This is a genomic window from Sphingomonas sp. EU05-FHT14C10 (genome assembly GCF_058790595.1).
Genome location: NZ_JBYTEN010000023.1, coordinates 1 through 12253, shown reverse-complemented (window position 1 = coordinate 12253; position 12253 = coordinate 1). Strand labels below are relative to the sequence as shown.

Annotated in this window: 13 protein-coding genes; 9 read left to right on the top strand and 4 right to left on the bottom strand. The window is 65.7% G+C overall.

The features are described 5' to 3' along the window. Positions 1–30 precede the first annotated feature (30 nt). Entirely contained in the window at positions 31–1020 is a 990-nt protein-coding gene (locus tag AC3WT0_RS17190) for a cysteine synthase A (protein ID WP_492754661.1), read from the bottom strand. A gap of 193 nt (positions 1021–1213) precedes the next feature. Between AC3WT0_RS17190 and AC3WT0_RS17185 the strand changes: the two genes are divergently transcribed. Beyond that, complete coding sequence (locus AC3WT0_RS17185) at positions 1214–1600, top strand: hypothetical protein (protein WP_492754660.1); 387 nt, start codon at positions 1214–1216, stop codon at positions 1598–1600. A 117-nt stretch (positions 1601–1717) separates the two neighbouring features. On the opposite strand, the gene AC3WT0_RS17180 is transcribed toward AC3WT0_RS17185, so the two are convergent. Both AC3WT0_RS17180 and AC3WT0_RS17175 read right to left on the bottom strand, forming a co-directional pair. Beyond that, entirely contained in the window at positions 1718–2527 is an 810-nt protein-coding gene (locus AC3WT0_RS17180) for an acyl-homoserine-lactone synthase (RefSeq protein WP_492754704.1), read from the bottom strand. Between the two features lie 36 nt (positions 2528–2563). Beyond that, positions 2564–3187 (bottom strand): hypothetical protein, encoded by a 624-nt coding sequence (locus AC3WT0_RS17175; RefSeq protein WP_492754659.1) that lies wholly within the window; start codon positions 3185–3187, stop codon positions 2564–2566. A 165-nt stretch (positions 3188–3352) separates the two neighbouring features. On the opposite strand from AC3WT0_RS17175, the gene AC3WT0_RS17170 reads away from it, so the two are divergent. Beyond that, positions 3353–5464: a putative bifunctional diguanylate cyclase/phosphodiesterase gene (locus AC3WT0_RS17170; RefSeq protein ID WP_492754658.1), complete on the top strand. Its 2112-nt coding sequence runs from the start codon at positions 3353–3355 to the stop codon at positions 5462–5464. A gap of 10 nt (positions 5465–5474) precedes the next feature. On the opposite strand, the gene AC3WT0_RS17165 is transcribed toward AC3WT0_RS17170, so the two are convergent. Next, positions 5475–5933 (bottom strand): VOC family protein, encoded by a 459-nt coding sequence (locus AC3WT0_RS17165; protein WP_492754657.1) that lies wholly within the window; start codon positions 5931–5933, stop codon positions 5475–5477. An 81-nt stretch (positions 5934–6014) separates the two neighbouring features. On the opposite strand from AC3WT0_RS17165, the gene purL reads away from it, so the two are divergent. The 7 genes from purL (at position 6015) to bfr (ending at position 12150) form a co-directional block, all read left to right on the top strand. Further along, positions 6015–8237: a phosphoribosylformylglycinamidine synthase subunit PurL gene (gene purL, locus AC3WT0_RS17160; RefSeq protein WP_492754656.1), complete on the top strand. Its 2223-nt coding sequence runs from the start codon at positions 6015–6017 to the stop codon at positions 8235–8237. Positions 8238–8347: 110 nt separating this feature from the next. Then, the gene (locus AC3WT0_RS17155; protein WP_492754655.1) at positions 8348–8977 is read left to right on the top strand and encodes a trimeric intracellular cation channel family protein; all 630 of its coding nucleotides are present in this window, start codon (positions 8348–8350) and stop codon (positions 8975–8977) included. 91 nt (positions 8978–9068) lie between these two features. Then, positions 9069–9524 (top strand): hypothetical protein, encoded by a 456-nt coding sequence (locus AC3WT0_RS17150; RefSeq protein WP_492754654.1) that lies wholly within the window; start codon positions 9069–9071, stop codon positions 9522–9524. 82 nt (positions 9525–9606) lie between these two features. Beyond that, on the top strand, positions 9607–10026 hold the full coding sequence (locus tag AC3WT0_RS17145) for a hypothetical protein (RefSeq protein ID WP_492754653.1): 420 nt from the start codon (positions 9607–9609) through the stop codon (positions 10024–10026). Between the two features lie 79 nt (positions 10027–10105). Further along, entirely contained in the window at positions 10106–11365 is a 1260-nt protein-coding gene (locus AC3WT0_RS17140) for a DUF418 domain-containing protein (protein WP_492754652.1), read from the top strand. A gap of 34 nt (positions 11366–11399) precedes the next feature. Beyond that, positions 11400–11570 carry a (2Fe-2S)-binding protein gene (locus AC3WT0_RS17135; RefSeq protein ID WP_492754651.1) on the top strand — a complete coding sequence of 57 codons (171 nt, stop codon included), beginning with the start codon at positions 11400–11402 and terminating at the stop codon, positions 11568–11570. A gap of 94 nt (positions 11571–11664) precedes the next feature. Continuing rightward, entirely contained in the window at positions 11665–12150 is a 486-nt protein-coding gene (gene bfr, locus AC3WT0_RS17130; RefSeq protein WP_492754650.1) for a bacterioferritin, read from the top strand. The last annotated feature ends 103 nt before the right edge of the window (positions 12151–12253 follow it).

Below are 12253 nucleotides of genomic sequence, written 5' to 3'. Positions count from 1 at the left end.
ATCCGCTTCGGACGGACCTGTCGAATAGGCTCAGTTGGCCTCGAGCCATGCCGGCACCGCCAGCCCCTTGGATAGCAGCCAATCCCGATTGTAAAGCGTTGACAGATAACGGAAACCTGTATCGCACAGGATCGTCGCGATCCGCTTGCCCGGCCCCAGCCGGCGCGCCAGCGCCATGGCGCCGGCGACGTTGATCCCGCTCGAAAGCCCGACGCACAGCCCCTCGTCGCGCAGCAGCGCGAAGACCTGCGCCAGTCCCTCGGCGTCCGAAATGCGGAACTGCGTGTCGATCGGCGCGCCTTCCAGATTGGCGGTGATCCGCCCCTGTCCGATTCCCTCGGCGACCGAGCTGCCCTCGGATTTGAGTTCGCCGCACGCATAATAGCTGTAGAGCGCCGCGCCATCGGGGTCGGTGAGCGCGATCGTCACGTCGGGATCCTTGGCCTTCAGCCCCAGCCCGACCCCGGCGATCGTCCCGCCCGTGCCCGCCGCACAGGTGAAGCCGTCGATCCGCCCTTCCATCTGCGCCCATATCTCCTCGGCGGTGCCCTGGATGTGTGCGCGACGATTGGCGATATTGTCGAACTGGTTGGCCCACAGCGCATTGGGCGTTTCCTCGGCGATGCGGCGCGACGTATGCACGAAATGGCCGGGGTTCGAATAAGGCGCGGCCGGCACCAGCACCAGTTCGGCGCCCAGCGCGCGCAGCGTGTCCATCTTCTCGCGGCTCTGCGTCTCGGGCATCACGATGATGGTCCTGTAGCCCTTGGCATTGCCGACGAGCGCAAGGCCGATGCCGGTATTGCCCGCCGTCCCTTCGACGATCGTCCCGCCCGGCCGCAACACGCCCCGCGCCTCGGCGTCCTCGATGATGTAGAGCGCCGCGCGATCCTTCACCGACGCACCGGGATTGGCATATTCGCACTTGGCGAAGATGTCGCAGCCAGTCGCCTCGCTCGGTCCCTTGAGGCGGACGAGCGGCGTATTGCCGATAAGCGCGAGCGTGTCGGGAAGTGCCATGACGCATCGGATAGCCGAGGGCGCGGCGCAGCGGCAAGCGGGCTTCTCCTCCGGGCGCAAAACCAGGGCTTTGGACTACCGCTATCATCCACGCCGCCGGTGCGGTCGTTGCGGCCATGACGCATTTTTTGTCACATTGACGCTCTACACCTATTGACTGATCTTGCTGCACTCGCGAAAGGCTTCACTCGCCATGAAAAGCCTCCCCCTTCCCGTCGCCGCCATCGCGGCGCTTCTCGCCCTCTCGGCCTGCGACAGCGGCAGCTCCAAGCCCGAGGTGATCGACACCAACCCCGATCCGATGGCCAACCAGCTCGCCAACGCCGCGCCGGTCGAGCTTCCGCCGTCGGTCAAGGAAAGCGTCAGCTATCGCTGCAAGGACAACAGCGTTGTCTATGTCGACTTCCTGTCGGATGCGAAGTCGGCCAACCTGCGCCTGCAGCGTTCGGACACGCCGACGCACGTCGTCGCGGAAGCCGAAGGCGGCAAGATGACCGGCAATGGCTGGTCGATCTCGGGCAGCGGCAAGGCCGTCGAGATCGCCGTCAAGGGCGGCGCCGCACAGAGCTGCAAGCGCTAAATCTCAATCTTTCATGACATGAGGGGCCGGCGGAGCGATCCGACCGGCCCTTTTGCTTGGTAACGCACGGCGGATATCCGCGCCGGGAGCCCGGCGCGTCAAACGCTCGCGCCGCCCTCAGCCATTCGCGACATGCTGGTTCTGCCGCGCCCAGGCGGCGGCACGGCGGCGCAGGCGCGAGGCGTCTACGCCGCGCACCAGGGGGCGGGGCTTGTAGGGCTTGTCGCCCGTCTGCGGCATCAGCCCGGCATAGGCGGGCGACATCTCGGCAATCTCCAGCGCGCGCTCGTGGACGCTGCGCGTGTCGCCGGGAATGACGTCGAGGCAGATATGCGCGGGCGATGGCAGGCCATAGGCCTCGCGCATCTCACGGACCGCATCCTCGGACACCTCGACGCGATAGGCCACGCCTTCGCCTTCACCATAGGAAACCGGATCGCCGAGCAGCGTCACCCGCCAGCCCATGTTCATGAACAGCGGCAGCAGGCGGACCTCGGAAAAGGCGATATAGCTGGTCACGCCATGCGCCAGCGCGACTTCGAGCGGGGTGAGCATCAGCATCGCGCGCCGCCGCTGGTTATGCGGCTTGCCGCCGGTTTCCAGGCAGAAGCCGCGGCTGAACTCCCACGTCTTCTCGCCGTTCAGCCCTTCCACGCCCTCTGCGACGGCATTGGGGAAGACGTCGACGAGCATCGAATGGTCAGTCGTCGGGCGATAACGCCCGGCCATGGTGACGCGCCCATGCATGTCGAAGCCGATCCCGTAGATCGCCTTCTCGTCATCATATTGGTCATATTCGCGGCCGTCGGGCGTGACGTTGAGCTGCCAGCCCAGTTCGTCGACGAACACCGCCTTGCGCCTGCGCGCGAGGTCTTCGAGCTCGCGCTCGTACAACCCCCGATTCTTCTCGGTCACCAGATGCAGCACAACCAACACCCCCAAGCGACCGCATGAGCGACCCACTCAGGAATAATAGTCTATTTTGCCGTAGGATAAAGCATCAAAATCAGGAATCGTGCTAAGCAGCAGACCGCGCCGCGCGGCTGTCGCTACGGCTTCCTGGGGAGATTTGGCACCCAGCGCGACGCTCGCCAGCGCGACGCTTTCGCGTACCGAAGCGACGCTGCGATCGAGCTTCGCGGCGATGTCGACGATCCGGTCGCCGACCAGAATCCGTCCCAAAATGAAACGGTCATAGACACTTAGCCCCGACGCCCCGGCAACCTCCTCGGCGCGCCGGGCAAGCTCGAGCCCGCGCGCGACATAAAGCACGGCATAGCCGCGCACGCGCGCCGCCGCTTCCGGCCCGGGCCGGCGCGCGAGCCGAAGCACGACGCCCCCCTCTCCGCGATAGACGTCATGACCGTCGGCGCGATTCACCAATTCGGGCGAATCGCCGAAAATTGCCTCGATCGTTGCGCCCCCGATTCGCGCGCAGATATGGCCTTCGATTCCGTCGGCCGCGAGCGCGCCGGCAAAGGCCTCGACCAGCGGTTCGAGCTGCGGCGCGGTCAGCACCGTCGCGCGCAGCCGTGCGCGGGCATCTTCGGCGGAACGGATCGATGGTACGGTCGCACGCGCGGGCATGGCGCGGCACCCTCCTGAAGGCTGATGATCGGGCCAGTCTACGTAGACGGGGTTAACGATCCGTTCTCCGCTCTATCCCGCAATTTTCCTTTTTTTCCATTGTCTCGCCCTCGTCGGTAAGTCTCCTTTAAGCCTTGTCGGCTAGTCCGGTTCCGCGAGCGCAACTTGACCGAGCTAACCTCCCTCCTTCCCGGCTCAGCCGGAGATGACAGCGGCCAGACGCCGCCGGCGCTGCTTGCGTCGGCCTTCCGTCTCGCCGGGGTGGGGCTGTGCCGGGTCAGCGGCATCCACGCGCCGGTCAGCCTCGATCAGGTCGCCTCGGGCATGATCGAGATCGCCGATGGCGTCAGGCCGCATGCGCTGCTCCGCCGCGCCGATCCCGAATCGCGCTCCAAGCTGATCACCGCCGTCCGCCGCGCGCTGGCGGGCGAGCCCGGCCGCCTCGACATGAGCTGGCTGGTCGGCGACACGCTGGCGCACACCGATGTCGGCGTCACGCTCAGCGACGAGGATGGCGCGCCCGTCCTGCTCTTCACCCTCGCCGATCGCACCGCCGAACGCGAGGAGATGGCGCAGCTCCGCCGCCGCAACAAGCATTTGTGGCAGACGGTCGATCTCAATCCCCAGCTTCCCTGGCTCGCCGAGCAGGACAAGGGCGTCATCGCCGTCACCGATCGCTATCTGAAGCTCGTCGGGCTGAAGGAAGAGGAAGCGCTCGGATTCCTCGGCTGGATGAAGGTCGTTCACCCCGACGATCTGGAAAAGATGCAGGCCGCCGTCGGCCGCGCGATGATGACCAACGAGGCGATGGACATCCGCCTCCGCTTCAAGGTCGCCAACCAGGAATATCGCTGGATGCGGTCGCAGTGCTTCCCGCTGCGCAACGAGGAAGGCAATGTCGTTCAGTGGTACGGCTATACCGAGGATATCCACGAAACCGTCCTCGCCGAAATGGAGACGCGCTGGGCTGCGGATCATGACTCGCTGACCGCGTTGCCCAACCGCGCGCTGTTCAACCGCCGGCTCGACGAGACGATCGCCCGCGCCGCGCAGGATATGACGCGCGTCGGCCTGATGGTGCTCGACCTCGATCACTTCAAGGACGTCAACGACCTGTTCGGCCACGACGCCGGCGACAAGCTGCTCGTCCAGTTCTCCAAAGTGCTCCAGAGCAGCATCTTCGTCGAGGCGACAATCGCGCGGCTGGGCGGCGACGAATTCGCCATCCTGCTGCCCAATCTCGAAAATCCGAAGGTGATGGAGGATCTGATCGAGGCGATCTTCGCCGAGCTCAAAACCCCCATCAAGTTCGACGGCCGCGATTTCGACTGCCGCGCCAGCGCCGGCTGGGCGATCTACCCGACCCAGGCCGCCAATGCGTCCGAACTGTTCAAGCACGCCGACATCGCGCTCTACGAAGCCAAGAACACCGGCCGCGGCCGCTACATGGCGTTCGAACCGCGGATGAAGAATGCGATGCAGCGCCGCGTCGCGATGATCAACCTCGGTCGCGAGGCGGTCGAGAACGGCCGGCTTCTGCCTTACTACCAGCCCGAATATTCGCTCGAGACCGGCGAGATCATCGGCTTCGAAGCTCTCCTCCGCCGCCGCGACCGCAATGGCGCGATCTGCCTGCCCGGCAGCATCTACGAGGCGTTTCATGATTTCGAGGTCGCCGAGGCGATCGGGATCGAGATGCTCAACATGATCGTGCGCGACATGGCCGACTGGCGCGCGCGCGGCATCGATTTCGGCGTCATGTCGATCAACGCCTCGACCGCCGAGTTCCGCAACCGCGACTTCATCCAGCGATTGATCGACCATGCCGACGGCGCAGGTATCCCGCGCGACCGCTTCTGCGTCGAGGTCAACGAAGACGTGTTCGTCGGCCGCGCCGCGCCGCTCGTCCGCCAGATGATCCTCGAGCTGAAGCAGGAAGGCTTCAGCATCGCGCTCGACGATTTCGGCACCGGCTATGCCTCGCTCAGCCACCTGCGCGAGATTCCGGTGGATTCGCTCAAGATCGACCGCAGCTTCATCATGGACCTGTTCGGCGAGGCGGGCAGCGGCAACGACAGCGCGGCGATCGTCTCGGCGATCATCAAGCTCGGCCATTCGCTGGGCATGACCGTGGTCGCCGAAGGCATCGAGACGCGCCGCCAGGCCGTTTTCCTGAAATCGCACGGCTGCACGATCGGCCAGGGCTTCCTCTTCGGCCGCCCCGCCCCCAAGGCGGTGGTCGAGGAACTGCTGATGGGCACCCGCAAGATCGCGTAACCCCTTTCCCTCACGCCCCCTGCATCAACTCGGCCATGCGCCGGTTCATCTCGTCCTCGGACACATCCTCGACATGCGTGGCGATCGTCCATTCATGGCCGAACGGATCGATGAGCGTGCCCGATCGGTCGCCATAGAACTGGTTCTGCACCGGGCGCAGCTCGGTCGCGCCCGCCGCTATGGCTTTTGCGAAGGCGCTGTCGACGTCGGCCAGATAAAGCGTGAAGGCCACCGATACGCCGCCGCGCGTCTTGGGGCTCAGCTTGCCGACATGCTCCCACTCGTCGGACAGCATGATGTGCGAATCGCCGATCAGTATCTCGGCATGGCCGATCTTGTCGCCCATCGGCATGCGCATCACTTCGGTCGCGCCGAAGGCCTCGCCATACCATTTGATCGCCGCGTCGGCGCCGTCGACGGTGATATAGGGAGTGATGCTGTGGAAGCCGGCCGGGATGAAGGACGTCATCTGCGCTCTCCTCGCATGAGTCTGCGTAGAGTATAGCCTTTCTGGCTGACATATGCGCGCAAGGACGCTACCGGCTCCCGCATGACCGAGATCACGCCCCAGATCGTCGCCGAACACGGCCTGTCCCCGGAAGAATATGAGCGCGTGCTGGCCAGCATGGGCCGCGAGCCCAACCTGACCGAGCTCGGCATCTTCTCGGTCATGTGGTCCGAGCATTGCTCTTACAAATCCTCGCGCATCCACCTGAAGAAGCTGCCGACCAAGGGCCCGCAGGTCATTTGCGGCCCCGGCGAGAATGCCGGCGTCGTCGATATCGGCGATGGGCAGGCGGCGATCTTCAAGATGGAGAGCCACAACCACCCCTCCTATATCGAGCCCTATCAGGGCGCGGCGACGGGCGTGGGCGGCATCCTGCGCGACGTGTTCACGATGGGCGCGCGTCCGGTCGCCAACATGAACGCGCTGCGCTTCGGCCGGCCCGATCATCCCAAGATGCGCCACCTGATCGCGGGCGTGGTCCACGGCATCGGCGGCTACGGCAATTGCGTCGGCGTGCCGACCGTCGGCGGCGAGGTCAATTTCCACGCCGCCTATGACGGCAACATCCTCGTCAACGCGATGACCGTGGGCGTCGCCGAGACCGACAAGATCTTCTATTCGGCGGCCTCGGGCGTCGGCAATCCGATCGTCTATGTCGGCTCCAAGACCGGGCGCGACGGCATCCACGGCGCGACGATGGCGAGCGCCGACTTCTCCGAGGATTCGGAGGAGAAGCGCCCCACCGTCCAGGTCGGCGATCCCTTCACCGAGAAATTGCTGATCGAGGCCTGCCTCGAGCTCATGGCGTCCGACGCGATCGTTGCGATCCAGGACATGGGCGCCGCCGGCCTCACCTCCTCCAGCGTCGAGATGGCGTCGAAGGGCGGCGTCGGCATCGAGCTGAACATGGATGCCGTGCCTCAGCGCGAAGAGGGCATGACGCCCTATGAGATGATGCTGAGCGAAAGCCAGGAGCGCATGCTCATGGTGCTGAAGCCCGGCCGCGAGGCCTTCGCCGAGGCGATCTTCCGCAAGTGGGAACTCGACTTCGCGGTGATCGGTCATGTCACCGACACGGGCCGCATGGTGCTGACCTGGAAGGGCGAGACCGTCGCCGACATTCCGCTCGGCCCGCTCGCCGACGAAGCGCCGCTCTACGATCGCCCCCATGTCGCGACGCCCAGGCCCGCGGCGCTCGAAAATCTGCCCGAGACCAGCGATATCGCCGGTGACCTGCTGACGCTGATGGCGTCGCCCGATATCGCATCGCGCCGCTGGATCTGGGAACAATATGACCACATGGTCGGTGCCGACACCGTCCAGCGCCCGGGCGGCGACGCTGCGGTCGTGCGCGTCCACGGCACGCAGAAGGGGCTGGCGATCACCACCGATTGCACCCCGCGCTATTGCTTCGCCGACCCCTATGAAGGCGGCAAGCAGGCCATTGCGGAAGCCTATCGCAACTTGTCAGCCGTCGGCGCCCGGCCGCTCGCGACCACCGACTGCATGAATTTCGGCAACCCGCAGCGCCCCGAGATCATGGGCCAGTTCGTCGGCTGCATCGAAGGCATGGCGGAAGCCTGCGCCGCGCTCGACTTCCCGATCGTCTCGGGCAACGTCTCGCTCTACAACGAGACCAAGAATGACGACGGCAGCGGCAGTGCGATCCTGCCCACCCCCGCGATCGGGGCGATCGGACTGCTGGCCGACTGGTCGAAGTCCGCGACCATCGCCTTCAAGAACAGCGGCGACGTGATCCTCGTCGTCGGCACACGCACCGGCCATCTCGGCCAGTCGATCTGGCTGCGCGAAGTCCATGGCCGCGAGGAAGGCCCGCCCCCGCCCGTCGATCTCGTCGCCGAACGCAAGACAGGCGAACTGATCCGCGCCGCGATCAACGCCGGTCAGCTTTCGGCCGTCCACGACGTGTCCGACGGCGGCATCGCCGTGACGCTCGCCGAAATGGCGCTGGCCGGCAATATCGGCGCGCTGATCGACAAGCCCCAGCCCTTCTCCTGCGCGCGCGCTTTCTTCGCCGAGGATCAGGGCGTCTATGTCGTCACCGTCCACGATCATGCGCTGGTCGACTTTCTCGCCGCCGCAACCGAGGCCGAGGTCGATGTCGAGCCGCTGGGCCGCACCTGCGGCAGCCGCCTGATCTTCGAGCGCCCGACGCAGGATCACGCCGTGACCCTCGCCGATCTGCGCGCCGCGCACGAAGGCTTCTTCCCGAAACTGATGGGCGAGGACGCCGCGCTCGCCTGATCCGCCCGCGTTTACAACGCACCGGCATCGCTTCATCATTGCGCCTCGGGTCGGAGGCGCAAGGGGAAGCCGATGCGGGACGGGGTGAGAACAGGCGCGGGGGCGCCGCGATGACCGCCGCCGGCGACGGCGTGCGCATACGCCTGCTCACCGCCATCGACCTGACGGGCACCTTCGTCCTCGCGGTGCACGGTGCCTCGGTCGCCGCGGCCGCCGGGCTTGATCTGCTCGGCATCGTCGCCATCGCGCTCGTCTCGGCGATGGGCGGCGGCATCATCCGCGATCTGCTCGTTGGCGAATCCCCGCCCGAGGCGCTGCGCCACTGGCCGCTGATCACCGTTGCGCTCACCGGCGCACTGCTGGCCATTCTCTTCGTCCACCGCGTCGAAATCGTGCCCGAAGGCCCGCTGCTCGTCATCGATGCGCTCGGCCTCTCGCTGCTCGCCGTCGCGGCGGCCGAAAAGTCGCTCGACTACAAACTCACACCGATCGCCGCGATCCTGATGGCGGCGATCGGCGGCTGCGGCGGCGGCGCCATCCGCGACGTGCTGCTGATGCAGGTGCCCGCCGTTCTCCGCACCGATTTTCTCGCGACCGCCGCGATCGCCGGCGCCACCGTTCTCGTCGCCGGCCGCTATCTCGGCGTCCGCCCCGGCTGGGCGGCGCTCGCCGGCGGCGCGACCTGCTGCCTGCTCCGCCTGCTCGCCATCTGGCAAGGGTGGCAGCTCCCCCACTTTTGAGGCGCGCGGCAATCGCCTAATATCCCGCCCTCCCCGCCAGAGGGAAACAGGCCAAAGGGAAACTGGCCAGAGGAAACAGGGAGGATAGCCAATGCTCCGGCCCATCGCGCTCGCGACCACCATTGCCGGCACGCTCGACATCATCTCGGCCTTCGTCTTCGCGGGGATGAGCGGCATGACGCCGCTCGCCGTGCTCCGCTTCGTCGCGAGCGGCCCCTTCGGCGACGCCATCCCCGCCACGCCCGCATGGGGCCTTGCCGGCCTCCTCGTCCATTTCGCGATCATGGCGTGCATGGTGACCGCCTATTTCCTCGCCGCACGCCGCATCCCGGCGCTCCTCCGCAATCCCGTCGTCGCGGGGCTCGCCTATGGCGTGCTGCTCTGGGGCATCATGTACTGGATCGTCCGGCCGCTGCGCTGGCCCGCCATGCCCCTGCCGCACACCGCCTGGGGCATCGGCAACGCGCTCTTCTCGCACTGCATCCTCGTCGGCCTGCCGATCGCGCTGATCGCGGCGCGGCATTTGCGCGGTACGACGGCGCCCTGACTCGCGCGCCCTTTCCTACACCCCCCGATCCGTGTCATTCTCGCCCCTTCAGTCATCCACCATCGGCGACGCGGGGGCGATCATGGCGACGGCGGCGACCAGCGCTGGCTATTCGGGCACGCCGCTCGCGAAGAAGCTGTCGCTTAAGCCCGGCCTGCGCGTCTGGTTCGATGCGATGCCCGACAGCGTCGCGGCCGAGATCGACACGCCCGGCCTGATCCGCCTGCCCGCGCCGCAGCCCCCGATCGACGCCGCGCACATCTTCGTTATCGAACGCACCGTCATGGCGGCGAAGCTCGCGGCGCTCCGCCCGCTGCTCGCGCCCACGGGCTTCATCTGGGTTTCCTGGCCCAAAAAGGCATCGAAGGTGCCGACCGACATCACCGAGGATGTGATCCGCGCCGTCATCCTGCCGGCAAGCGACCTGGTCGATGTGAAAGTCTGCGCGGTCGACGCCATCTGGTCGGGGCTGAAGCTCATGATCCGGAAGGACGCGCGATGAGCCGGACGCCGAAGGCTCCGGGCGCAACGCTCCAGCCTCTCAACTTTGTCAACTTCGCATCTGCCGGGAAGGCCGCGCCATGAGCGAATCCAGCCGTATCGCCACGCTCGATGCCGTGCGCGGCTTCGCGGTGATGGGCATACTCCTGCTCAACATCGTCGATTTCGCGATGCCCGGCTACGCCTATGTCGATCCCAACTATTATGGCGGGGCGACCGGGCTGAACCATGCGGTGTGGACCGTCGCCTATACTCTGTTCGACGGCAAGATGCGCGGCCTGTTCACGATGATGTTCGGCGCCTCGACCGTGCTCATCGCCGAACGCGCGCTGCGATCGGGCGAGAGCCCGGCGCGCGTCCATTATGCGCGCATGATCTCGCTGTTCGCGATCGGCATGATCCACGCCTATTTCATCTGGTACGGCGACATCCTCGTCCTCTACTCGGTGTGCGGCGCGGTCGCTTTCCTCGTCTGGCGCATGGAACCGCGCAAGCTGCTCGCCATCGGCATCATCCTGCTCGCGCTCAAGCTGGTGATCGGCACCGTCCATTATGCCGGCAGCGCGCGTTACGAGGCTGCCGCCAGCGTGCCCAGTGCCAGCACGGAATTGAAGCGCGAATGGCAGGCCTATCGCGACGAAATGGCCCCCCCGCCCGAAACGGCGGCGGACGATCTCAAAGCCTATCGCGGGTCCTGGCATGACGCGCTCGTCGCGCGCGCGAAGATGGCCTTCTTCTTCCAGACCTTCCTCGAGCTTTTCTCGATCCCCGACACGCTCGCGCTGATGGCGATCGGCATGGCGCTCTACCGCCTCGGCTTCTTCAGCGGCCTCTGGTCGAAGCGCAGCTATCGGCGGCTCGCCTTCTGGTCCTTCGCGATCGGCATCCCGCTCTATGTGCCGATCGTGATGTGGATCGACGCGACGCGCTTCTCGCCCGTCACGCTGCTGATGACCGAGGCGGTCCACCTCAGCATCCTGCGCCCTTTCCTCTCGCTTGCCTGGGCCGCGCTGGTCATCCTGTTCATGCAGTCGGGCAGCGCGCGCTGGCTGGCCAATCGCCTCGCAGCGGCGGGGCGCATGGCCTTTTCCAACTATCTCGGCACCAGCCTTGTCTGCACGACATTCTTCAACGGCTACGGCTTCGGCTGGTACGGCTATCTGCAGCGCTGGCAATGCTACATCGTCGTCGCGGTGGTGTGGGCGTTGATCCTGCTCTGGTCGAAGCCGTGGCTCGATCGATTCGCCTACGGCCCCTTCGAATGGCTGTGGCGGTCGCTCGCGCGGATGAAGATTCAGCCGCTCCGGCGCAAGCAACCTCTTGCAACAGATTCGCAATAGCCCTAAATCGGCGGCGCAAGAGGAGCCGCACCGCATGGTCGTTTGCGTTTGTAATGCGATTCGCGAGAAGGATGTTCGCCACGCCGCGCGTCAGGGCTGCGGCGATCCGCTTTCCGCCTATGCCAGCCTTGGTCGCCGCCCGCGCTGCGGTCAATGCGTCTCGTTCGCACGTGAGATCATCGCTGCGGAACGCGCTACTGCGTGACGCTCGCAGCGCGCCAAACGCGCGGATTTCTGCCGTTTTTTGATGATTTCCGATCCCTCGGGCGCTATAAGCCGCGCAAACGAGGAGATATGAAATGAAGGGTGACGCGAAGGTCATCGACTATCTGAACGACGCGCTCAAGAATGAGCTGACGGCGATCAACCAATATTGGCTCCATTATCGCCTGCTCGACAATTGGGGCGTCCAGAAGCTCGCCGAGTTCGAACGGCATGAATCGATCGACGAGATGAAGCATGCCGACTGGCTGGCGGAACGCATCCTGTTCCTCGAAGGCCTGCCCAATTTTCAGATGCTCGGCCGCCTGCGCATCGGCGAAACGGTCGAGGAAGTGCTGAAGGCCGATCTCGCGCTCGAGAATGAGGCACTGCCCCTGCTCCGCGACGCGATCGAGCATAGCGAGAAGGTGCGCGACTATGTCAGCCGCGACCTGTTCCGCCGGATCCTCGACAGCGAGGAGGAGCATGTCGACATGCTCGAAAAGCAGTTCGACATGATCAAGCAGATGGGTATCCAGAACTACATCCAGCTCCAGTCGAAGCCGGCCGAAAGCGACGACTAAAGCCTTGGCACCTGTCTGATCGCGGCGCCGGCCCGCTCCCCCACCCGGCCTCCCACTCAGTATATGCTAGATGAGAGGCCGGGTGGGGGTGTCTCTTCTCCAC

What these genes read in the sequence shown, in the direction of transcription:
- AC3WT0_RS17165 (WP_492754657.1), bottom strand. Translation starts at nt 5,933, where the DNA reads ATGACGTCCTTCATCCCGGCCGGCTTCCACAGCATCACTCCCTATATC.
- AC3WT0_RS17185 (WP_492754660.1), top strand. Translation starts at nt 1,214, where the DNA reads ATGAAAAGCCTCCCCCTTCCCGTCGCCGCCATCGCGGCGCTTCTCGCC.
- AC3WT0_RS17150 (WP_492754654.1), top strand. Translation starts at nt 9,069, where the DNA reads ATGCTCCGGCCCATCGCGCTCGCGACCACCATTGCCGGCACGCTCGAC.
- AC3WT0_RS17145 (WP_492754653.1), top strand. Translation starts at nt 9,607, where the DNA reads ATGGCGACGGCGGCGACCAGCGCTGGCTATTCGGGCACGCCGCTCGCG.
- AC3WT0_RS17155 (WP_492754655.1), top strand. Translation starts at nt 8,348, where the DNA reads ATGACCGCCGCCGGCGACGGCGTGCGCATACGCCTGCTCACCGCCATC.
- purL (WP_492754656.1), top strand. Translation starts at nt 6,015, where the DNA reads ATGACCGAGATCACGCCCCAGATCGTCGCCGAACACGGCCTGTCCCCG.
- AC3WT0_RS17190 (WP_492754661.1), bottom strand. Translation starts at nt 1,020, where the DNA reads ATGGCACTTCCCGACACGCTCGCGCTTATCGGCAATACGCCGCTCGTC.
- AC3WT0_RS17175 (WP_492754659.1), bottom strand. Translation starts at nt 3,187, where the DNA reads ATGCCCGCGCGTGCGACCGTACCATCGATCCGTTCCGCCGAAGATGCC.
- bfr (WP_492754650.1), top strand. Translation starts at nt 11,665, where the DNA reads ATGAAGGGTGACGCGAAGGTCATCGACTATCTGAACGACGCGCTCAAG.
- AC3WT0_RS17135 (WP_492754651.1), top strand. Translation starts at nt 11,400, where the DNA reads ATGGTCGTTTGCGTTTGTAATGCGATTCGCGAGAAGGATGTTCGCCAC.
- AC3WT0_RS17140 (WP_492754652.1), top strand. Translation starts at nt 10,106, where the DNA reads ATGAGCGAATCCAGCCGTATCGCCACGCTCGATGCCGTGCGCGGCTTC.